This window comes from Pedobacter miscanthi, from assembly GCF_003315595.1.
Lineage (GTDB): Bacteria > Bacteroidota > Bacteroidia > Sphingobacteriales > Sphingobacteriaceae > Pedobacter > Pedobacter miscanthi.
Genome location: NZ_QNQU01000013.1, coordinates 69,636 through 92,492 on the forward strand (window position 1 = coordinate 69,636; position 22,857 = coordinate 92,492).

The 22,857-nt window shown below is 39.5% G+C and carries 14 protein-coding genes; 6 read left to right on the forward strand and 8 right to left on the reverse strand.

Features of this window, described 5'->3' with window-relative positions:
* Positions 1-10: 10 nt before the first annotated feature.
* The 4 genes from DRW42_RS15805 to DRW42_RS15820 form a co-directional block, all read right to left on the reverse strand.
* Positions 11-1,861, reverse strand: coding sequence for an ATP-binding protein (locus DRW42_RS15805; protein WP_113949804.1), 1,851 nt, complete (start codon positions 1,859-1,861; stop codon positions 11-13).
* An 87-nt stretch (positions 1,862-1,948) separates the two neighbouring features.
* Positions 1,949-2,230: an Rdx family protein gene (locus DRW42_RS15810; RefSeq protein WP_113949805.1), complete on the reverse strand. Its 282-nt coding sequence runs from the start codon at positions 2,228-2,230 to the stop codon at positions 1,949-1,951.
* An 899-nt stretch (positions 2,231-3,129) separates the two neighbouring features.
* A complete protein-coding gene (locus DRW42_RS15815) occupies positions 3,130-7,971 on the reverse strand; it encodes a chemotaxis protein CheB (protein WP_113949883.1) in 4,842 nt (1,613 codons plus the stop codon).
* A gap of 4 nt (positions 7,972-7,975) precedes the next feature.
* On the reverse strand, positions 7,976-9,505 hold the full coding sequence (locus DRW42_RS15820) for a GAF domain-containing protein (protein WP_113949806.1): 1,530 nt from the start codon (positions 9,503-9,505) through the stop codon (positions 7,976-7,978).
* 318 nt (positions 9,506-9,823) lie between these two features.
* Here DRW42_RS15820 and DRW42_RS15825 point away from each other — a divergent pair, with 318 nt between their 5' ends.
* A complete protein-coding gene (locus DRW42_RS15825; RefSeq protein ID WP_113949807.1) occupies positions 9,824-10,240 on the forward strand; it encodes an SRPBCC domain-containing protein in 417 nt (138 codons plus the stop codon).
* On the opposite strand, the gene DRW42_RS15830 is transcribed toward DRW42_RS15825, so the two are convergent.
* The gene (locus DRW42_RS15830; protein WP_113949808.1) at positions 10,215-11,330 is read right to left on the reverse strand and encodes a PepSY-associated TM helix domain-containing protein; all 1,116 of its coding nucleotides are present in this window, start codon (positions 11,328-11,330) and stop codon (positions 10,215-10,217) included. The two genes, DRW42_RS15825 and DRW42_RS15830, sit on opposite strands and share 26 nt — an antisense overlap.
* 240 nt (positions 11,331-11,570) lie before the next feature.
* On the opposite strand from DRW42_RS15830, the gene DRW42_RS15835 reads away from it, so the two are divergent.
* The 4 genes from DRW42_RS15835 (at position 11,571) to DRW42_RS15850 (ending at position 15,342) form a co-directional block, all read left to right on the forward strand.
* Entirely contained in the window at positions 11,571-12,362 is a 792-nt protein-coding gene (locus DRW42_RS15835) for an SDR family NAD(P)-dependent oxidoreductase (RefSeq protein ID WP_113949809.1), read from the forward strand.
* Between the two features lie 861 nt (positions 12,363-13,223).
* Complete coding sequence (locus tag DRW42_RS15840; RefSeq protein ID WP_113949810.1) at positions 13,224-14,030, forward strand: phytanoyl-CoA dioxygenase family protein; 807 nt, start codon at positions 13,224-13,226, stop codon at positions 14,028-14,030.
* A 146-nt stretch (positions 14,031-14,176) separates the two neighbouring features.
* Entirely contained in the window at positions 14,177-14,878 is a 702-nt protein-coding gene (locus tag DRW42_RS15845; RefSeq protein ID WP_244215296.1) for a CDP-alcohol phosphatidyltransferase family protein, read from the forward strand.
* The gene (locus DRW42_RS15850) at positions 14,875-15,342 is read left to right on the forward strand and encodes a GtrA family protein (protein ID WP_113949811.1); all 468 of its coding nucleotides are present in this window, start codon (positions 14,875-14,877) and stop codon (positions 15,340-15,342) included. The genes DRW42_RS15845 and DRW42_RS15850 overlap by 4 nt, the downstream gene beginning before the upstream one ends.
* A 222-nt stretch (positions 15,343-15,564) precedes the next feature.
* On the opposite strand, the gene DRW42_RS15855 is transcribed toward DRW42_RS15850, so the two are convergent.
* The 3 genes from DRW42_RS15855 to DRW42_RS15865 form a co-directional block, all read right to left on the reverse strand.
* The gene (locus DRW42_RS15855) at positions 15,565-16,656 is read right to left on the reverse strand and encodes a phosphotransferase enzyme family protein (RefSeq protein ID WP_113949812.1); all 1,092 of its coding nucleotides are present in this window, start codon (positions 16,654-16,656) and stop codon (positions 15,565-15,567) included.
* Positions 16,657-16,774: 118 nt separating this feature from the next.
* Positions 16,775-18,127, reverse strand: coding sequence for a Gfo/Idh/MocA family protein (locus DRW42_RS15860; protein ID WP_113949813.1), 1,353 nt, complete (start codon positions 18,125-18,127; stop codon positions 16,775-16,777).
* A 138-nt stretch (positions 18,128-18,265) separates the two neighbouring features.
* Positions 18,266-20,593, reverse strand: coding sequence for a beta-galactosidase (locus tag DRW42_RS15865; protein ID WP_113949814.1), 2,328 nt, complete (start codon positions 20,591-20,593; stop codon positions 18,266-18,268).
* A gap of 447 nt (positions 20,594-21,040) precedes the next feature.
* Between DRW42_RS15865 and DRW42_RS15870 the strand changes: the two genes are divergently transcribed.
* A complete protein-coding gene (locus tag DRW42_RS15870) occupies positions 21,041-22,855 on the forward strand; it encodes a type VI secretion system Vgr family protein (protein ID WP_113949815.1) in 1,815 nt (604 codons plus the stop codon).
* Positions 22,856-22,857: the final 2 nt, after the last annotated feature.

A 22,857-nucleotide genomic window follows, 5' to 3' on the forward strand; every position in this document is an offset into this window, starting at 1 on the left:
AAAACTGCGATTAAGCCGGAAGTTCGATAAAAAAGGTAGTGCCTTTTTCGGCCCTGCGTTCGAACCAGATTATGCCGTTATGAGCTTTAATGATCTGTTTACATATAGCCAGGCCTAATCCGAACGACTGTTCGCCTGCTGTACCTGTACGTTTGGCGTCGGTAAACATTTCGAAAATTTTATCTTCAATTTCTTTAGGGATACCAATGCCTTCATCGCTAATGGCAATTTTAACGGTATCAGTTCCACTTTCCATTCTCACTTCTATTGTTGCATTATTGGGGCTGAATTTAATGGCATTAGCGATTAAATTACTGATCACCCTCCACAGTTTCTCACCACTGGCCAAAATGGTAAGCTTTTTGGTATCGAGTTTAATGTGCTGGCCTTTTGCGGCTGCACTATTCTGCAATAAGGAAGCGCAGTAGTGTAGCAATTCGCCCAGATCTACAGGTGTTTTATTAAGCGAATTACTGGTGAACTGTGTTTGCAACAAATCTTTAACCAGCTCTAAAGAACCTTTACTCGAATTTTTAATCAGCGTAAGCATATCCTGATCATCCTGCGAACGGCCTTCATCGCCCAGCATCAGTTCTGTAGTGGTATAAATGGCTGCGATAGGACTACGAAGATCGTGCGCAACCACTTTTAGCAAATTCGTATTATCGGCCTGGCTCTGCTCCAAAGCCGAAAGGGCATCTCCCATCTGGTTATTCTTATTAATTACTTCAGCGTTTAATTTTTTGGTCCGCTTTAAATTCTGCCTGATTACGATAATAATGGTAATAGCCAATAAACAGGCTATAGTGGTAAGTATGAGCAGGGTGATCTGGTATTTCGACCGCTCTACCAAAGCATCTACCTGCTGCTCTTTAAGTGCGTAATCTAAATAATCAACACTGGATGAATTATTGATTTTATCCTGCTCCTCCTGAAGCATAACCAGTTTATGACTGTAAACCGCAGCAGAGGGGTTATCTTTTTTTAAGGTATAATAATCAAAAAGCTTTCTGGCAAATATTTCGCTATAAATTAAAAAACCATTCTTATCTGCTAGAGAAAGGCCTTTTTTATAATAATCTAAGGCTAAAGTTGTATCACTTGAAATCAGCTGATCGCCTATATCGATCAACATATCCATGGATACATAAAATAATTTTTTATCTATTGCCCGTTTTATGGTAAGCTGCAGCAGCGCTATTCCTTCCTTTAATTTCCCATTGGCAATCAGCTCATCTGCAACCAGCTGATCAACGGCCAGTAAGGTCCGCTCATCCTTATATTTTAGGGCGATTTCTTTTGCACTTGCGATATAGTTTTTCTTATCTTCTGCCTTATGCCTGGTTGGGAACATCAAAAGATAGTTGTAAATAACGAGCGACATGATGGAATCGTGCCTCAACTCTTTACCTGTTTTAACGGCTATATCGAACCATTGTACAGCGCGGTGATCTTTGCCAAACTCCTTGTATACCATAGCAATATTCATACTAGTTTGAACCACGTTTACCGAATCTCTAATATCACCGTAAGCGGTATGCGCTTCATTGTAATATCTTAATGCAAGTTGTAAATCTCCTTTGATATCGAAAAATATGCCCAGATTATTGAGTGCATCGGCCTTGCCTTTTTTATAATTAAGCCGGTTTGCAATTTCGCGTGACCGACGCGTGAAGTAGAAAGTGCTATCGATATTTTTCTCATACATTAACATGGCCAGCCTGTTTAATGCATCTACATACTTAAAACTGTCGGTAATATTTTTAAGAGATCCTTTTAACTTTTCGGCCTCTGACTGGGCAAAACCGTTAAAACTTAAGGCTAACAGTAGAAAGAGAAAAAAAAGGCCTTTTTTGATCATATAATTAACTCAGGTAAGTATAAATATATTTTTGAATGTTAATTTAAATTTAGCAAAAGAATGATGTTGTTTAGCATTTAAACATAGTTATTTAATATCAGAATGGCCAAGATTTTTACCGGGACTAACTTCATCGCGGATAAGCTGTTTAAGTTCTTTAATTTCCGGAAACCGCTGCATCTGTTTCCGGTCGAAAATCAGTTTTTCATTAACAGTTATGGTAAAAACGCCCGAAGGTTCACTGGGTAAAAGGGCTACTCCTTTTACTTCATCAACAAAGGTTGTCAAAATTTCCTGGGCCATATAGGCCGAACGTAACATCCAACCACACTTAGGGCAGTATGTGATATTTATGAATGGTTTTTCCATGAATTTTGTTTTTTACAAGAATACTAAATTGTTTGCAGTTCCTAGTTTGGGGATACATAGGCCAGCACATAACTGCTGTTTAAACTCATGGTAAATGGTTCTTAATTAAATATTAAGGTGAATTATCCATCCAAAAAACGTGGGACGAATGCCCCGTTTACCATGGGATAGTTGGTTGGGATAATAGTTTTACTGCGGGACTTTACTCTGAACTAAATATACGAAAATGGGTGGAAAATAAAATGGTATGTTTTGATCGTTCGAATATTTTTTGTGTTTGAATCAATAAAGACATTACTGGACTTAAGATCTCTAATAGATAATAAAACTAGAAATTAATACTCAATGATCAAGTTTCAATAACCAATATTAATGCCTTAAAAGATGGAAAATGTAAGATAGATCATGGAAAATAATAACCAATGATCAGTTTTTAAAAACCAATAGTGAGTGGTGTAAAAAGATGGAAAATATTAACCAGAAGCTATACTATTGCTTCTTTTCCCTGTCGGGCCTAAAAATAATATAAAAAACAAAAACGCCTGCCAATAAAAAAACTATACCTATAATCAAATTTGCCCTATCATCCATACACAATCAACACCGCTATGCTTAAATAGTTATAAATAACGTACAACCTGTAAGAGTAAATAAATTGAATACTGAACAAAATGAACTAAACAAGCTAAATAATTAATGTGTTATTATAATAGAAAGGGGTAACCACATCCATGTTTACCCCGTTTCCAAATTTTCCCGTGTTAGAGGAATTATTAATACATTGATAAAGCACATTTTGTTTGCTTTGTCTAAATCATCATACAGCATAAAATGGATAAGGCATTAAATTGTAAATCCGGTAATTTGCAATCTGATGTAACATATTCTCTTTTATTAGATTATTTTTCTTTTAAAGGTATGGTAAACCAGAATTCAGAACCCTGTCCTTCTTTACTGTTTACACCGATTTCGCCACCATGTCTTTCTATAATTTCTGCTGAGATATACAATCCTAAACCAAGTCCGGAGAAGCTGTGAGATGAGGCTTCTACCCTGAAAAAGCGATCGAATACAAACTCCGATTTATCTTTAGGTATGCCGATTCCGTAATCGCGTACCGAAACCAGAAGACGCTCACCTTCAGTTTTTGCCCGCACTTCAATTTTATTGGCACCAGGCGAATATTTAATCGCGTTTGAAATAAAGTTGCTCAGTACCTGTTCAATACGGTTACGATCGGCATAAACCTCAACAGCTGCAACATCCTGCATAATATGATGATTGTTCATGCTTTCCTGCAAGCCATCAATGGCATCTTCAATTACCCCGGCAATATTGAAATCGGAGAAATTGAAAGTCATTTTGCCGGCCTGGATCTTGGTTACATCCAGTAAATCTTCAACCAGTGCGGTCAGTTTTCCGATCTGTCGGTTTGCCTTGTCTACAAACTCATAAATCTTATCAAACTTTTGCTGCTCGGCCATTCTGAGTGCAAACTGTAAAAAGCCTTTAATGCTGGTAATTGGCGTTTTCAGCTCATGGCTCGCAATACTCATAAACTCATCCTTACGGTGCATCAGTTCTTTTGTGGCCTGCTGTGCTTTCATTAAATCGGTTACCTCGAAACCAAAGAAAGCAATGCCATCGATAATGCCTTGATCAGAAAATACCGGATTTAATATGATATCGAACCATTTTTCTATGGATTTACCCGTTGCATGGTTTAACTGATCAATCCGGTAAGCATTGGCGATATAAGTTTCGCCGGTTTGCATTACGCGCTGTTCGATTTCCAGAAGTTCTGGTGATTCGAATTTGGAACCATTCCCGATTCTTGATCTCCCGATATAATCGGTTCCGCCATCAAAGTTTTTAAAAGCTTCGTTTACAAACTCATATTTTAGTCCTTTGCCTCTACGGATAGTAATTAAAGCCGGAGCATTTTTAAAGATGCTGTAAAATTCGTCCTGCTGTTTTTTGATCAGTTTCTGAAGTTCAACACGTTTTTTCTCGGTATGTTTCTGTTTACTGATGTCGATCACATAGGTTACCGCTCCATTTGGCACTTCTTCATCAAGCAATGCAGAACCCACTAAAACATCAACAGGCACCCCCTCTTTATTAAGGTATTGCTTTTCGAATGGCGGGCAAAAGCCCTCTTCTTTTAGCAGTTTTGCCGATATTTTACTGATTGGCATAAAAGGTTCGGGCGTAATATGCATCCAGTCGATATTTCCGTTCTCGAAATCAGCGCGTGTATAACCTAAAAGCTTTAAGAAAATATCGTTGGCATCTTCTATCCTACCGGTTTCGGTATCGCTAAACAAAATGCCAATTACGTTGGACTCAAAAATCTTTCTGAATTTACGTTCGGTAGAGTTTAGTTTTACCTCGGTATCTACCAGTTTAGAAATATCAACCATGGAACCCACCATCCGGTAAGGTGTTTGCAGATCATCCAATAAAATACTGCCACGATCGAGCAATGTAGCATAGCTGCCATCGGCTTTTTGTAAACGGTACTGTGCTGTCCACTGCGTTTCATTTCGGTTAATGGCATCATAAACACTGGCTTTTACCCTTTCGCGGTCTTCGGGGTGGATTTTATCAAACCAGAAAGCAATATTTTCTGTCTGCATGCCCTTTTCATAACCGAACATACCGGTAAAATTGTCGCTGCGCCACATGGTATTGTGTGCCAGGTTCCAGTCCCAAATTGTATCGTTGGTGGCACGCGAAACCAGGTTGAAACGCTCTTCACTTGCTGAAAGTTTCATGGTACGCTCTTTAACCTTCAACTCCAGATCGGCATTAAGCTGGCGAAGGTTTTCGCGGGTACCTAAAAGTTCGTTATAATTTTTCTTCAGTTTCTGTTCGGCGAGTTTCTGCTGACTGATATCAGTTAATGTGGCCACAAAACCATCCGACATTTTTACCGCGATAAGCTGACACCATTGCTCTTTAGAAAACTGGAGTTCGGTTTCGAGCACCTTACCATTTTCTACTACCCCAACGTATTTATTAAAAAGGTTGCTTACCGCCAGCTCGGGGATCATTTTAACCAGTCTGGCTCCGGTTAATTCCGTTTTGTTTTTCTTTAAAATCTGTAATGCCGAATCGTTAAACGTGCTGCATTCGAAATCTACAATAAAATGTTTGGCATCTCTTACGGCCTTAAATGCCAGGATACCATTTAAACTGGCATTGAAAACCCCGCTGATGATGTTATTAAGCTCAGTAATTTTGGAGATATCAACAAAAGAAATCACCACTCCATCAGCCCGCCTATCTTTTCTTAAGTAAGGCATAATGCGCATGAGGCAACGGGTATTGTTCTTTAACTGCACCTCTTTTTCAATTATACGGGCACTTAGCAATACTTTTTTGATATCGCCGGTAAGGTTTTCAGACTTGATATTATTGGAGATATGTTCAATAGAACGGCCAATATCAGCTTCGATCAGATTAACCATACCAACTGCGGCCGGATTAAACTTCCGGATAATCATACCTGCATCAAGAAAAATCTGCCCGATATCCGTACTTCTGAAATAGTTGTCAAGATCATCGTTCAGTTCAATTAATTCTTTAATTTTTAACTGGTGTTCGGTATTGAGGGTATGGAGCTCTTCGTTAAGTGATTGTAACTCCTCATTACTCGATTGCAGTTCTTCGTTGGCAGAAAGCAGTTCTTCATTGCTTGATTGAAGCTCCTCGTTGGTGGTCTCCATTTCTTCAACTGCCATCTGCAGGTTAGAACGGGTTTCGTTCAGTTCGGCTTCCAGCTCGAAAACATATTCGGCCTGCGTGGCATCATGAAAACCGGGCAGCGCAAATTCGTCTTTGCCGGCAAGCACTTCTAAAACATGTTCGGCAAATACAATCATGGTAAATCCGCTGGCATTATCTGCAGCAGGTGGAACAACCGAAATATTTACGAATACGTTATCTTTAAAACGGATCTTTTTTAAATCCGTTTTTTTATTTTCTTTCCACGCTTTTCTTAAACCTGTATTAAGCACAATTGATACCTCACGTGGTACCATCTTTAATATGTTTAGCTCAATACTCTGTTCGGGCAGGGATAAATATTGACGGTAATCGCCAACAGCATCCTGCATAATGTACGACTTATCGATAAATACAGCCACATAACCCAGGTCGGAAGAAAGGAAATCGGCCAGACGTTTTTCAAGCGGGCTTTGCAAAATTTCTGTATTACCCACCTTTTTTCTTTCCAATCCCGATGATGTTCTAGCACCGGTATTGTATGTATTGTAGGTAGAATAATTGATTTTCCCTGTTTTCTGGTAGATTTTTGATTTGCCCGAAATTTCCGTTAATCCGGCTTTCATTGCAGAAGCCGTTTCGCTGGAGCCTAAAAACAGGTAACCGTTTGGCAGCAGTGAAAAATGAAAGATGGAAAGTATTTTTTCCTGGAGGATGCTGTTTACATAAATCAGCATATTCCGGCAGGTAACCAGGTCGTTTTTTATAAACGGCGGCGATTTAATTACATCGTGTTTGGCAAATACCACCTGTTTGCGCAGGCTGGTAATTACACTGATGGTTTTCCCATCCTGCACAAAATATTTTTTAAACAGTTTGGCGGGGATTTCTTTCTTTACTGAAAGCGGATACTGCCCTTTTGAAGCAATTTCGATACTTTTTTCGTCAATATCAGATGCAAATATCTTAATCTCTATCTTTTTGCCCGAGCGGTCTACACAGTCGTTTACCATAGCAGCTACCGAATAAGCTTCTTCTCCGGTGCTACAGGCACAAACCCAGATTTTGATTACGCCGCCATCTTCTTTACGGTCAACGATATCCTGTAAAGCAAATTCGTTTAGTTGTGCAAAGGCCTGCTCATCCCTGAAAAACTTGGTTACCCCGATCAGAAAATCCTGTCCCAATATTTTCACCTCGTCTGCATTTTCGCGCAGAAAAGCTACATATCTATCTAATTTTTTAATTCCCCTTTCGTTCATTCTCCGGCCTATCCGCCTGATGATGGTTGGGGTTTTGTACAGGTTAAAATCATTGCCGCTGCTCGCATGTACGAGTTTAAAAACTTCGTCGAGCAGTTCTTCATTTACCTTACCATTTTCGAGTACTTTAACAGGTTCTTCATTTACATAGCTAAAAAGTTCTTCCTGCATCCGCGAAGGGATCATTACATGATCGGCATTGCCTGATGCGATGGCCGAATTGGGCATTCCATCAAATTTTGCCGAAGCAGGATCCTGAACGATCACCATCCCGCCGTTTTCTTTAATGCTCTGTATGCCTTTGGTGCCATCGGTTCCGGTTCCGGAAAGGATGATGGCAATGGCTTTTTCCTTTTTATCCCTGGCCAGTGTATGTAAAAAATGATCTATTGCAGTGTTGGGGGCTTTAATCAGCGATTTATCGGCCAGTTTAAGCCTGCCCTTTACCAAAGTCATCAGTTTATTGTTGGGAATAATATATACGCAATCCTGCTGAATGGCCATATCATTCGCCGCTTCAAACACTTTCATGTGGGTATGTTTTCCCACCAGTTCCACCAGTAAACTCTTATAATCTGAAGAAAGATGCTGAATGACTACAAAGGAAAAACTCGAATTTGCAGGCATGTGGTCGAAAAATTCGTGTATTGCCTCTAACCCACCGGCAGATGCGCCAATGGCTACAATATACTTATCGTAACGCTTATTCAATACCAGATCCTGCTTTTCCTTTTCCTGCTTTTTTTCCATCAGGTTAATTATAAAGTTGCTTTGTTCTAAATTCAAATATAAAATTCCTTAACGACTCGGCTATTTCCAGCTCGTTTGTGCTCCAGGGTACAGATTGACCGTAAACTGTTTGCAGCCAAAGCTTAAAAGAATTACGGGGATGATAGTTTTTCCCATCCGGATCAAGATTGATTACCTGTTCGGGATCTCCACCCCATTTAATCTGCCTGATTACCTCAGGACGGAAACAGATTACATAATCGCCGCTGCGTCCGTCAACAGGAATTACCAAAATGCCGCTTCCTGCTTTTTCGTAAGCCTGCGCTTCTTCGTATAATGCACTCAGGTGACTGCTGGCAAATACCTTTTCAATTTCTTTTCCTTCGAGCCAGAGCATCAGGTTATAAATTTCGCTTTTGTCCGGAATATCACCACGGTACTCCACCCGGTTACCAATTTTAATCACGGCTCCACCAGCATTAAACAACGAAAGAATGTTTAGGTTTTCATCATCCAGCAATCCTTCTATAATATCATCTTTTGCATAAATATAATCCGTTAAGGCAGTCCTTTTTTCCAGCCTCGACGCCGATTCGTTATACTCTTCCTGATTTAAAATGGCCGCCACCCTGTTTGAGATTTCTACGGAAAGCCATTCGAAAATATAACGCATATCTACATTTGGGTAGATAGGCTTAATATGGTGGCAGGAAATTAAACCCCATAATTTACCTTCACGCAGTACCCTTACAGACATGGATGCACTTACATTCATATTCTGCATATACTCCAGGTGAACCGAAGCCACACCACGTAAATTACAGTCAGACAGATCGATAAAGGCATTGGTTAAGGGATTGATAACCGGATATAACCGTACAGCCTTGTAAGATCTGTTTGGAATAAGCCTGAAGGGATTTTTAAGGTAAAGTGCCCTGGCCTGTTTGGGTACATCAGAAGCAGGAAAAGTTTGTCCGAGATAACTTTCCAAAGCCCCCGAAATTTCTTCTGCAATTACTGTCCCGTTCCAATCGGCATCAAACTTATACATCCTTACCCCATCAAATCCGGAAACTTTGCGCAATTGCCTGATGGCTACATCGCAAACTTCTTCAAGAGTTGAAGCACTTTCCATTGCTGAAATAAATTGCCTTACTTCCTGAAAAACATCCGAAAAGCTTTTTTGTCCATCTTTTGATGATGCTTCTATCTCCAGTAAAGAATAATCTTTTTTAATATGGATGAGGCCATCAAAATGTAACTGTTTGCCGCTACTTTCAAACAAGAGGTTTAAAGGAATCCGGTCTTTGGCATCACCATTAATCAGGTTTGCAATATTGGCTACGTCGTTTTCATTAAACCACGATGATAAGGGTTTATTTACAATCTCTGCCGGTGCCAGCCCCGTTAGGGTATTTAAGTTTTCGCTGACCTGAATAATGTTCAGTGTTTTATTATCCAGCACCAGCAGGTATCCATAATCCTGAATGGAGTTAATGTGGTGTATGGGCAGGTTTCCGCAGAACTCTGCATCATAATTTCGTATTTCTGACATTTCCGACTATCGTTTTATGGTAAGCTTTTACTGCGAAAAGCACAAGATTCCAGTTTTTAACAATTATACTGCCAACATAGCTTACATCAGGGGATCATTTCCCTCAAAATAGCCTTAAACGGGCGTATTGCAACTAAAATATAGATTATGGATCTTACTGAAAGAAAAACAATGAAAATAATACCAACAATACAACCAACAGGAATATCATTTTAAACTAATAAATCGGCACTATTCGCAAATAGCCCTATTTATGTCCCTAATAGCCACCTAAAAACAGTTCAATTGCAGCTAATTTTACCATATAATCTAAAAAATATGAACAGTAAAAACATTTTAACTGCCAGTGTTACCATTAACCAAAAAATTGACTTGGTTTGGAAAATCTGGAACGAGCCAGAAGATATTGCTAAATGGAACGCTCCCTCGGATGAATGGATCAATAAAAAAATTGAAAATAACCTGGTTGTGGGAGGTGGATTTTTATATGCTATGGTGAAGAAAGATGGCAGCGAAAATTTTGATTTCGGAGGAGTTTATACTGAAATTATCACATACCAAAGTATCGCCTATACTTTAGATGATGGCAGAAAAACCAAAATTACTTTTACAGGAAGCGAACCCGTTATCCTTACCGAAGTTTTTGAGCCGGTTGCCAACCTGGATTTAAACATGCAACAGAATTTCTGCCAAACCGGGCTTAACCAGCTTAAGGCCTATGCCGAACAGTTATAGCGGGTTTCCTTCTGGGTTTTTTCCTTTTTTTCCACCAGATGATAAAACCGGTTACGGGCAAACTTGCTGCGATTAACGCTGCCAGGAAAGAAACAATTTTGTTGGGTAACCCCAATAAACGGCCGGTATGCAGGTCGTAATTGGTGGCTTCAATCAGGTCGGCACCATTAAAATTTTTGTATAATTTGGCCCTGAGCATTACTCCGGTAGCTTCATCGTAGAAAAAAGTATTCTGGTTTCGTGCCCAGCGGTATGGGTAAATCATCCGTAAACGCAATTCGCCTTTTCCACGTAACGAAAAATTGGTAGAAACAGCACCTGGATATTTGATTTTAGCCTCGGTATAAATTTTATCATAACGCAGGGGAACAGAATCGATCTGTATTGGTTTTGCCATCACAACCGCTTTCCCCTGCCCTAATTTACTTCCTGTAAAAGCACTCGCGAAGTTTTTCACTCCTTTAAAGGCAAAATACAAGCCGCTTAAAGCAGTAACCAAAAGTACAATGGAAGCATAAAAGCCCAGTACATTATGCAAGTCGTAATTTAGGCGTTTAAACGAAGCTTTCCTTTTAATGGTTAACGATTGTTTAAGTAAACGCATTTGCCCCGGAAACCAGAGTATCAGCCCGGTAATGAGCATGATTACAAAAATAACCACCGACCATTGCATGATAAACTCTCCCGTTTTGCCCAGTAACAATGAGATATGGATATGCTCTACCACTTCTAGCCAGTCTTCCGTTCCTTTTTTTACCAGAGTGGCATCGTAGGGATTAAAATAATAAACTGCAGCTTTTTTGGTGGTAATTTCTACCGTTGCATTGGGTATGGCATCTTCAATCCGGATCAATCTTAACTGATCTTTTGGAGATAGTTTTTCAAAGTTTGAGATGATCTTTTCCAAGCCTACAAAAGGTTTCTGCTGAACAGCTACGTACCGGAAATCTTTTTGAGTAAAATCCCTGATTTCTTCTTCGAATATGTAAAGTGCACCGGTAATGCTGATGATCATCACCACCAAACCAGTCGCTAAACCCAACCAAAGGTGAATATTTCTGACGGCATTCTTAAATTTTCTGTTTTTCATCGGTTAAGCATTAATATTTAAAAAAATAACCGGTAAAGGTTTAAGCATGGAAATTAACCGCAATAATGGCTTCATGAAGCTTTAAAATTTCCGCAAAGCTAACATTATTTAGACTCGTTAAGAATAATAACATAAAAAAGATACAGATCATAATAGCTTTTTGTACATTTTGAAATAAAATAAAGCCAGAAGCCGATTTTATTTGATATTTGTTCCGAACCGCATAGAAATTAAATTAAAATGGCAGAGATAAAAATGAATTATGCACTGGTAACCGGAGCCAGTAAAGGCATTGGTAAATCGATGGCAATTGCTTTAGCTCAAAGAAAAATTAATTTACTGCTTGTTGCACGCTCGGCTGATGAACTTGGCAATCTGCAAACCGTAATTAAACACCAGTACAGTGTTGAGGTGGATATTCTCCCAATTGATCTCAGTAATACCGATGCACCCAAAACGATATTGGATTGGGTAAACAACAAAGGTTATCATATTCATATCGTGATTAACAATGCCGGTTATGGTTTGTGGGGCAAATTTGCCGAACTGGATTTAACAGCCCAGCTGGAAATGTGCCAGCTAAACATGAATACCGTTACTTCGCTGTGCCATTTGTTGCTGCCGTCACTTTTAAAAGCCGAGAAGGCCTATATCCTAAACGTTTCGAGCACCGCAGCTTACCAGGCTGTGCCTACGCTTGCCGTTTATTCGGCTACAAAAGCTTATGTTTTGTCGTTTACAAGGGCATTGCGCTTCGAACTTAAAAACACCGGGGTTTCGGTTAGCTGTTTAAGTCCGGGGCCGGTTGATACAGGTTTTGCTAGTCGTGCGGGTTTAGATGCTTTTAGTAAAATGGCCGAAAAATTTAACATGCAACCCGATGAAGTAGCCGAAATTGCGATTAAAGGTATGTTTGCCAAAAAATCAGAAATTATCCCGGGTTTTACCAATATCATCAGTGTATATGCAAACCGGATTTTGCCAAAGGGATTTATTGAAAAAATGGCTGCAGGGATTTATAAAACGAAGTGAGATGGAAAATGTGAGATGGAAAATGGAATTAATAACCAATTTCAAATCAAGAACACTTACTTTGACAATCTTTTGAAATTATACCTGTAAGATTGTTAAGGTTTAGGTTAATTTCTATTAACATCCAATGACCAATTTTCAATGATCAAGAAAGCTTACTTTGACAATCTTTTAGCATCATGCCTTTAAGATTGTCAAAGTTTAGGTTAATTTCTATTAAATCCAATGACAAATTTTCAATGATCAGGAACACTTACTTTCACAATCTCTTAGCATTATGCCTGTAGATTGTCAAAGTTTAGGTTATTTTCTATTAACATCCAATGACCAATTTTCAATGATCAAAGAATACTTACTTCGACAATCTCTTAGCATTATGCCTTTAAGATTGTCAAAGTTTAGGATAATTTCTATTAGTATCCAATGACCAATTTTCAATGATCAAGAACACTTAAAAACGTCATCTCGACTGAAGCGCAGCGAAACGGAGAGATCTAAATCAAAAGTTTTTCACAGATTTAGCTTCGCTGAGCCTGCGGTTCTCTCTTTTGTTACACCTTGCTCGAAATATCGGTACGAGGGTGGTATTTATAAAATCAGCCCCATTAATAACAACGAATCAAACCTAAGCTATTCGCCCACAAAAAAATATTTTAAAATATTTTAAATAAAATTCTTTGGAATATTAAAAATATGTTACGTTTGTATTAAATACTACTAATTCTATAGACTATGTCGAATAAAACTAATTTGTTTTATTTTCTTTCAGCACCGAACCACTCGCCCATGCGAATGTGCTGTTGTTGCGCATAACTCTACCCTCAAATTATTCTTTTTTCCTAAACCTTTAATTTATTTACAATGGCCACATCGTATCCAACCTTTACCCTATCCGATCAGTTAACCGGGCAACAACTTGATTTTTTTAATACCCATGGTTTTATTCATTTCAAAAATTTTATTAAACCCGAAACCGTTTCATCCATCATAGACGCCTCTAAAGAGGTAGAAAAAAAGTGGATCGAACAAGATATCAAAAAAATAAATGGCGTGCCCATTAAATACGGAAAAGACCTGGATGGCTCGCCGATTGTGCAACGTTTTGCCTTTCTTAACCAGCAGCATCAAACCTTAAGCGGGTTGCTGCTAGATCCGCGTTTTAATGCATTGCTTCAACTGGCTGGTGATGGAGCACGCCTGGGTACCGAAGAAAAAGACGGTATGGTATTTAACCATTACATTAATGGCCCGGACAGCAAATTCAGTAAAATGGGCTGGCATACAGATGGTTTACGCGATATTTTTTATGGCACTAAATTAAACCCAATGTTGAATGTAGGCATTCATTTAAGCACACTAAAACCTGAGAATGGTGGTTTAAAAATTATACCGGGTACCCATAAACAAAGCATTTACCAGATGCTGTTCCGCAAGAAATATTTTCTGGATAATAAACCTGATGCTGATGAAGTATCGATATTGCCCGAAGCAGGAGATTTAACCATACATGATGGCAGGTTGTGGCACAGGGTGGCAGAATCGGCTGTACGTGGAGAAGAAAGCAGGCGCCGTGTAATTTATATCCCGATTATTGCCGGTAAGTATGCACCAAAAAATGAGAATAGTCCGACTGTGTTTTACCAGCGTTTTGCAGGGATTGTAAAATAAATATATGTTATTTGTGTTAATATTCAGTTACCTGGTAAGATCGGGGAAGCTAAAGCGCATAACCGGTTATTCGAAGGGCTTACCCAGAAAAATTGGATTAAAATTTTACCGGCCGGGAACTGCGATACTATTTAGCGTAATACTGGTTGGGGTATAAACGGGAGGAAAACATTAAACAGCAGCAAGACCATACAAAAGGCAAAAGGGTATTTGCAGATCGGGAACGGACTAATATTTTACGTAAAGGCGAACAAAGCCTGATCCTTTTTTTACTTAAAAAGGTTCCAAAATGGATTTCGCCAAATATCATGACGGGGATTGGAATGTTTGGTTCCATCATTGTGTTTTCAGCATTTATTTTAGCCCATTTTTATGGCAGAAACTATTTATTGATCGGCATTTTAGGTTTTTTCGTTAACTGGCTCGGCGATTCGCTGGATGGACGGTTGGCTTATTACCGCGAAATACCCCGAAAATGGTATGGCTTTGCGCTCGATATTATCATGGATTGGCTCAGTATTATCCTGATTGGTTTTGGTTATTACTTTTATGCAGAAGGACTTACCCAAATTTTAGCTTTTATGTTTGTGGTGTTATATGGCTGGTCGATGATTATCAGTCAGATCAGGTATAAAATAACCGGACATTATCAGATCGATTCAGGCATTTTAGGTCCAACAGAGCTACGTGTAATTATTTCATTGGTACTCGTGGCCGAAACATTATTTGAAGACAGTATTACTTATTTTGCAATTGCCATGGTAGCTTTATTACTCGTACTCAACACCATTGATACCTTAAAACTTTTAAAAGCCGGTGATGCGAAAGACAGGGAGGAAAAGGCATGATCAGCTGGCAATCGGTAAAACTTTTTCTGAAAGCACAGGTATCGGCATTTTCGGGCGGTGTTACCGATTATGGATTAATGATCCTGTTAACCGAATGGCTCCACATCCATTTTACCATTTCCATTCTGATTTCAGGAACTATAGGCGGCATCGTTAACTTTTGCATTAACCGTTTCTGGGCTTTTAAAAACAACGAGGGCTACTGCAGTACTGCTACCGGGCAGTTAATCCGGTTTTTTGCGGTCGTTTTGGGCAGTATTTCATTAAAATCAGGCGGAACTTACCTTTTACACAGTACCATTAATCTGGATTATAAAATCGGAAGATTGTTGATTGATAGCATTGTTTCATACGGCTTTAATTATCCATTAATGAAATACTGGGTATTTAAAATCAATGAAGCGAATGAATTTGATGATGAAGAGGAGTATTTTGATCCTATTGGCAGAGAACAAAGGATTTAATTACTTTGCTACTATTTATTTAATAAGGTTCCATTAATTACCCTATCAGATCTATCCGGCAAGCGCCTTTGCCCTGCACTTGTTAAAATAAAGCTATTTAAAGGATTAATTTCCCAACCGTACGTTGATGATAGATGCAGCTATGTTTTTAATGAATAAAGGTAAAAAGAATGCCCGGCCCAAACGATGAAGCATAAAAACCGAACACCTTTGTTTACCTTATCAGTTTAATATTGTTTTGGCATCGCCCACTTTATCATCATTTATCTTTTTGATGATTTCTTCGAATTTAAGTTGCTTCGCAATGTATTTATTCAATAAATCGATTTGGTTTAACCCCCTGATCAAATTATGTTCGGGATATGTAGTTTTATAATAAATATCACCATTTAAAAAATCGGCAATAAACCTTACCGCCTGCATGTAGATCATAAATTTACCGGCATAAATGAAAAACTGTTTTTCGGTGAAACTTAAAACCTGGTCCATTTCTTCCATATAACCTTTATGGATCGCGGCAAATACATCTTCCCTGATCGCAATTTTATTGAAATCGCGTTCTTCTTCGTTTGCTTCAGAAAGGTAGGTACGCATCATATCACCAACATCGCTGATAAAGTAGCCCGGCATTACCGTATCCAGATCGATCACACATAAACCAACGCCGCTTTCTACCTGTAACAGCACATTGCTGATTTTGGTATCATGATGTACCACACGTAGGCTCAAAGCACCACTGTCAACCATGTGGCCATATTGTTCTTCTATATCGTAATGCCTGATGATTTCGGATATGGCAAATTTCGCCTCGCCAATCCGTTCATCACTGGCCTGCTCTAAAGCGGCTTTAAACTGCTCAATACGCAACGGGAGGTTATGGAAATCCTCGATGGTCGGTTTTAATTTCTTTACGTTGAAAGCGCATAACATCCTTGTAAATTTACCAAACTGCTTTGCAGCGTGATAAGCCTGCTCCGGGTGGTGCACAAAATCAATAGAACAAGAATTTTCGACAAAAGGGAAAACCCGGTAAAAATGCTCGTTGAGCAGCACAAAATCATCGCCATTTGATGCAGGGATAGGTGCAACAAACAAATATTTGGGCGCTGTTTGGTCCAGGTATTTTTTAATGGTTTCGATATTCTGGGCAATGTTTTGGGGCTGGCGGAATACCTCGGTATTTACCTCCTGCAAAATATAGGCTACTTCGTTGTTGTAAACTTTCCAGGTATGGTTAATCAAACCCGAGCCAAAAGGTTCAATTTTAAATTTTTCTACGTTAAGTCCATAAGCACCTAAGACTTCTTGAAACATAAGATGTTAATATATTTGAATGAAAATTGTTCCAGGTTTGCCAACATTGATATCCCCGGATAAAGTTGCGTGTTAAAATATGCGGGGATGCTAAAAAAAGCACCACCCGCAACCGAGACTAAAAGCCGCTATCGTCTAAAGCGAAAGTATTTTTACGGTCTTTCCATTTCCCTTTGGTAAAATCAGGGAATTTTTGTGGCATATTCCCTTCTTTTAACGATTTGGTAGAAAGTGGCGTAATCACGCTCATGGTAACCGAATCGTATACATCAATTGGAGTTTGCTTTTTCTGTTTTACCGACTGGATAAATGCATTAAATACGAACCAATCCATACCGCCATGACCGGCACCTACAGCTTCTGTTTCATATTTTTTCCAAAGCGGGTGATCGTATTTATCGAACCACTCTTTAGCAGGATCCCAAACATCGTCTTTTTTCGATTTATGATCGATATAAACCGATTTGTTTACGTCCATCCAAAGTCCTTTTGTTCCCTGTACCCTGAAACCGATAGAATAAGGGCGTGGCAAGTGTGTATCGTGACTTAACATAACGGTTTCGCCGTTCGCGCAGTTAATCATTGTGGTGGTTACATCACCATTTTTATAATTGATTTTAGCATTGGGATGCCCCGGCGACATTTCTTCTACATAAGCAGCCAAACCTTTGGCTTTTGAGCTAAAAGATACCAAACTGGTAAAGCGGTTACCCCGGTTAATATCAGCATATTGCATTAACGGACCAACACCGTGGGTTGGATACAGATCGCCATCCTGATCGATATTGAACTGTGTACGCCATTGCGCCTCACTTAAAGCTTTTGGTCCGTACTCTACCCCACCGCCATAATAATCTTTACCGTTGTTAAAAAGTACGTTGCGCAAATTATGCTGATACCCACCTTCGAGGTGTATTAATTCGCCAAAAAGGCCTTGTCTAACCATATTTAATGCAGCCATTACATCCCTGCGGTAACAAACGTTCTCCAGGGTCATGTATGGCATGCCCGTTTTTTCTGATGTATTAACAATATCCCAGTGGTCCTGCACCGTTAAACCTGCAATTACTTCGCAGCCTACGTATTTACCGGCTTTCATGGCATCAACCGCCTGATCGCGGTGAAACTGCCATGGTGTAGCAATAATTACTGCATCTATATCTTTACGCTCGATTAGTTTTTTATAGGCATCTACCCCTCCGGTATATTCGGTTGGAGCAGGTTTGCCTTTTTTAGCGAGAAAAGAGCGGCATACTTTAAGCGAACTTTCCTGTGTATCGCAGATGGCCACAATTTCTACATCATCCCTTAAGGCACCTTCTGAAATATGGCTCATGCCACGCGCACCCACGCCTATGTACCCTAATCTTACCTTTGCATTATCAGATGATGCAAATAAACTTCCGGTAGGCAGGATGGTTAAACCTGCTGCCGTAAATGCGCCATTTTTAATAAAATCTCTACGTTCCATTTGTGTTGTTTAATATTTAATGTTTAGTTGTTAATTGATCCGTTATTTTTCTCTGAACAAACGTTTTACTAGCTATTATTTCGCCCTTTTTATGCACCAAAACAAATTCATATACAGCGTATTACAGGACTATTATTTTTAAAGGTTTTTAAAAGGTTTCTGGTTAAAATACAGCCTGTAATCTTTAATTCTTCCGTTGGCATTATCCTGCCTTGGCAACAGTTTTAATGTTTTAACGGTATAGTTTTTACCCATATCAATCACTATCTGGTGCGGTGGTTTAGGCGATTTACTTTCCCATTGGGTATGCCATATACTGGTTAACTGCAGGTCGAACACATTGGCGGCATTGCCATCATCGCCCCCCAGTTCTTCACTATCGGCAAAAACAACTTTCCAATCACTGCGTGGTATTTCGTTGCCTTTATCATCAAGCAGTATAATTTCGGCAACACTGGTAAAGGGCTGCCCTTTTTGTTCAGAAAGTGCTTCTAAACAGAAATATCTGGCGTTTACAGGTTTAAAATCAACAACCTGCCATTTGTTATCATTTGCAAAGCTGCCTTGGGTATAAGCCTGTTGAGCATCGGCCAGCCATTTCTGGTTTGCCTTACGGTGCATTTGGGGTTGTTTTTCGTTTACCACGTCCAAAATCGGATGATCCAAAAAGCTTAATGCAGGTTTTTCCATCCCGAATAAATCGAAAACCACCACTTCGTTTTTTCCTTTTTTAAGCCAGCTGCCGGGTACCAGCATGGTTTGTGTAGGGCCGATATTCCAGTATCTGCCCAAACACATTCCATTTAACCAAACTAATCCCTTGTTCCATTTACCCATATCGAGGTAAGTATCTTCCTGTTTGGTAGCACTAAAACTGCCTTTATAAAAAGCTGCCGCAGCAGGTTGTTTGTTTAGTTTTTCGTAACGGTGGGGTATATTAACCTCTCCCATCCTGATGGGGTAATTCTTCCACCCTTTTAAAACAGTTTGTTTGCCGTTTTCTGCCAGGTAAACTGCGCCGTGTATGCCTTTCCTATCGTGCATCTGGTAGCCATAGTTTACCCTGCCGGTAGCCTCTACCAATACCTTTAAAGTGCCTTTTGCGGCACGGGCCGGAATTTCGATGCTGAATTTATTTTTTCTCCGGTCGAGCTCGCCAATCTTTTTCCCGTTGATGTATACCAGGGCATAATCGTGTATATCATTAAAAACCAGTGTGGCTTTTTTGCCAGCGGTTAAAACGGTTTCGTATAATACGGCACCAAAATCCTGATTTAAATCTTCCATCAGCATGGCAGTATCTGCCAAAACGGGTTTAGGGAGGTTTTTGCCAAGCACCGCGACTGACGAAAAGGTAACGGGTTGCAACTGCTGGATTTTATTTGCCGCAGGTACATCGGGCAGTACTTCGCCCTCTTGCAGGTAACCAGCAAAAAGCTTGCGGATGGCATAAAATTTTTCGGTAGCGTTACCAGCTTCATCAATAGGGGCATCGTAATCGTAACTGCTGGTTTGTGGTAAATAAGGCGGTGCATTGGCGCCGCTGTAGGTGCCAAAACTGGTGCCGCCATGTGCCATATAAATACTGAAAGATGCTTTCTGATCGAGCATATATTTGAGCTCATCAACAATACGCTGCGTATCGCCTTTGTGGTGGGGCCTGCCCCAGCTATCAAACCAGCCCGGGTAATATTCGCCACACATTAAAGGCCCTGTTGGTTGTATGGCCCTTAAAACTTTAAAATTGGCTTCGGGTCCGCTGCCAAAGTTTACCACGGCAAATAAATCATCGGGGTGGTCATTCTTTAGCTGCGAAGGGCCATCGCAATGAAACAGAGGAACCGTAAAACCAGCTTCTTGTAAATCCGCCTTAATTATATTCATATAGGCTTTATCATTGCCATAGCTGCCGTATTCATTTTCTACCTGCACCATAATAATGTTACCACCATTGCTAATTTGTAAAGGTGCAAGCTGTTTGCCCACTGCCAAAAGGTATTTTTTCGATCGCTCTAAAAAGTACGGATGTTGTGTGCGCAAACGGATGCTTTTATCTTTTAACAGCCACCAGGGGAAACCGCCAAACTCCCACTCGGCGCACGAGTATGGCCCCGGCCTTAATATTACATACAAACCCACCTCTTTTGCCAGCCTGCAAAATTCGGCAGCATCGCTCTGGCCTGTCCAGGTAAAGTTGCCAGGCTGTTTTTCGTGCATGTTCCAAAACAGGTAGGCACAAACGGTATTTAAACCCATGGCTTTGGCCATTTGCAAACGCTGTTTCCACTCGGCTTTGGGTATGCGGGCAAAATGCATTTCGCCGCAGCGTATAATATAAGGTTTGCCGTTAAGCTCAAATGCATTGGCACCAATGGCAAAGGTGTTTTGCTGCTGGGCACGGCCATTTACATTTAAGCCCGTTAATAAGGCTATTACCAATATATTTTTAAGCAAAAGGTTGCGCATTTGTTAAGGTTTTGTTCGGTTTTATTGCTTTGTATTTTTTAAAAGTAGAACAAGCAAATGAGCAAAACAACATAAATATCAGCGCAAACGATTGTCTAATTTTTACCGCATAGCCTTTTGGGCAGGGCAATTACCTTGATATAAACAGGCTTACCATAAACCGATAACTAAACTGAATAAAACAGTGTAGAAATATTTCTACAGGGAGCTTAAAGTGGGGAAGGTTTTCTACGTTCTACAATTTGAGATTAAAGAACTGAACCTGGTATTAAAAACGATTTATAAGTTTTTAATTTCTGAAAAAACGGTTTCACAATGTTCAGAATGCACTATCCAACAGCAAAGCAACTGTAAATCAGCAATCTACAAGCATACACAAAAAAATTGGCTACAGTTTTGCCAAACACTTATTACAACTACTTTATCGGTATTTCTAAACAGACGCTCATGGAAAACAAACTTATTACCGAAATCAATATCGAAAACAAAGCCATTACCCACTTTGATTCATTCGGTCTGGAACAGCGATTTAATGGACATCATTATTTCGAACTCCGGTTTAAGCAAAATGAATTAGGATTACCAGGCTTAATCAACCTCGACAATAGTCGTGATTTTATAGGTAAAACACTTACTGTTTCTTTTGGTTATCAGTTTGATAAACTACAGGAATTCGCCGGAATAGTTACCAACGTTGCGCTTGCACAAAGTCATGGTTATCATGGTGTTTTAGTAGTGAGTGGCTACAGTCCTACCATTTTAATCGATCGCGGCGCAGATCTGGGATCTTACCTTGGTAAAAATTTAACTGAAATTGTAGGGCTCACGACAAAAGACATTCCTGAGAACGATCTGAAGATTGTTTGTAAGCCTAACCGAAACACACCAATTGACTATCTTATCCAATACCTCGAAAGTGATTTTAATTTCCTAAACCGCTTATCTGCAGAATATCACGAATGGTTTTTCTACGATGGTAAACAGCTCAACTTTGGCAAACCCGATACACTAAAACAAGTAGAACTATTTTATGGACGAGATGTGCAGGATCTTCAATATGCCATTCAAATTTCTCCACTGCAGCATAAACTTTTTTCATATCATCCAGAAGCTGACGAAATGCTGCAAAGTGAAGGAGATAAAAAGGCAGATGACGTACCTGATCTTGTACATGCAATAAATGCCTCTAATCGTACCTATAGCAAAACATTTAATCAACCTTCGTCTATCCGTACAGAAAATAGCAACGACATTAAAAACAATGTAGAGAATGAAGAAAAGGCCAATGCATCCGAACTTTTAAAAATCAGCGCCAAAGGCGATAATGCTGAAGTAAGCATAGGGAGTATTGCCGAAATAAGCATGAGCATTAAGCAGGAAATCAATTTTATAACAGAAAGCCTGGGCAAATTCCTGATCACAGGTATCAATCATCATATTGATCTAGCGGGAAAATATCATAATACTTTCGAAGGATTAACAGCGGGCACCGAATGTATTAAGGTAAAAAACTATCAAAAAACAAATCCGGAGATACAGTTAGCAGATGTGGTAGACAATCAGGATCCTTTAGGGCAAGGCCGTATTAAAGTGAGGTTTAAATGGACAAGTGCACATAATGATGCAAGCGAATGGTTAAGGATAATTACGCCAGACGCGGGTAGCAGCACACAGGTAAAAACCAACAGGGGTTTTGTTTTCGTACCCGAAATTGGCGACCAGGTTGCGGTAAGTTTTGAAGAAGGAAATATTGCAAAGCCGATTGTACTGGGCAGCATTTTTCATGGCTTAAACGGTTCGGGTGGAGATACAGACAACCATTTGAAAACAATTGCAACGAGAAGTGGCCATACCATCGAATTTAACGACACATCAGGAGCAGAAACCATTACTATTACCGATAAAAGCAACAACATCATCAGGTTTGACACCCAGGAATCGAGTATCGAAATCTCTTCACCTGAAAACATTACCATTAACGCCAAAAATATACATATCAATGCCGATCAGCACATTTCTATATCGGCAGGCGAACATATTTATAATAATGCAGGGGCAAATATTGCCAGTAATGCCGGCGAAAACCATTCATTAATGGCCGAAAATATTACACTGGTAGCCAATAATCAAATTAATAAAACAGCCACCCATATCGAAAAAACTGCAGAAGAAATCAGTTTAAACAGCACGAAAAATAATATCGAATTGCATAGCGCTAAAGAAATCATCAATAAAAGTGGTAGTAAGGTTAAATTATTTTAAAA

Bases quoted from the DNA above. Each gene is read 5' to 3' on its own strand.
- DRW42_RS15805 (WP_113949804.1), bottom strand. From the start codon at position 1,861: ATGATCAAAAAAGGCCTTTTTTTTCTCTTTCTACTGTTAGCCTTAAGT.
- DRW42_RS15810 (WP_113949805.1), bottom strand. From the start codon at position 2,230: ATGGAAAAACCATTCATAAATATCACATACTGCCCTAAGTGTGGTTGG.
- DRW42_RS15815 (WP_113949883.1), bottom strand. From the start codon at position 7,971: ATGGAAAAAAAGCAGGAAAAGGAAAAGCAGGATCTGGTATTGAATAAG.
- DRW42_RS15820 (WP_113949806.1), bottom strand. From the start codon at position 9,505: ATGTCAGAAATACGAAATTATGATGCAGAGTTCTGCGGAAACCTGCCC.
- DRW42_RS15825 (WP_113949807.1), top strand. From the start codon at position 9,824: ATGAACAGTAAAAACATTTTAACTGCCAGTGTTACCATTAACCAAAAA.
- DRW42_RS15830 (WP_113949808.1), bottom strand. From the start codon at position 11,330: ATGAAAAACAGAAAATTTAAGAATGCCGTCAGAAATATTCACCTTTGG.
- DRW42_RS15835 (WP_113949809.1), top strand. From the start codon at position 11,571: ATGGCAGAGATAAAAATGAATTATGCACTGGTAACCGGAGCCAGTAAA.
- DRW42_RS15840 (WP_113949810.1), top strand. From the start codon at position 13,224: ATGGCCACATCGTATCCAACCTTTACCCTATCCGATCAGTTAACCGGG.
- DRW42_RS15850 (WP_113949811.1), top strand. From the start codon at position 14,875: ATGATCAGCTGGCAATCGGTAAAACTTTTTCTGAAAGCACAGGTATCG.
- DRW42_RS15855 (WP_113949812.1), bottom strand. From the start codon at position 16,656: ATGTTTCAAGAAGTCTTAGGTGCTTATGGACTTAACGTAGAAAAATTT.
- DRW42_RS15860 (WP_113949813.1), bottom strand. From the start codon at position 18,127: ATGGAACGTAGAGATTTTATTAAAAATGGCGCATTTACGGCAGCAGGT.
- DRW42_RS15865 (WP_113949814.1), bottom strand. From the start codon at position 20,593: ATGCGCAACCTTTTGCTTAAAAATATATTGGTAATAGCCTTATTAACG.
- DRW42_RS15870 (WP_113949815.1), top strand. From the start codon at position 21,041: ATGGAAAACAAACTTATTACCGAAATCAATATCGAAAACAAAGCCATT.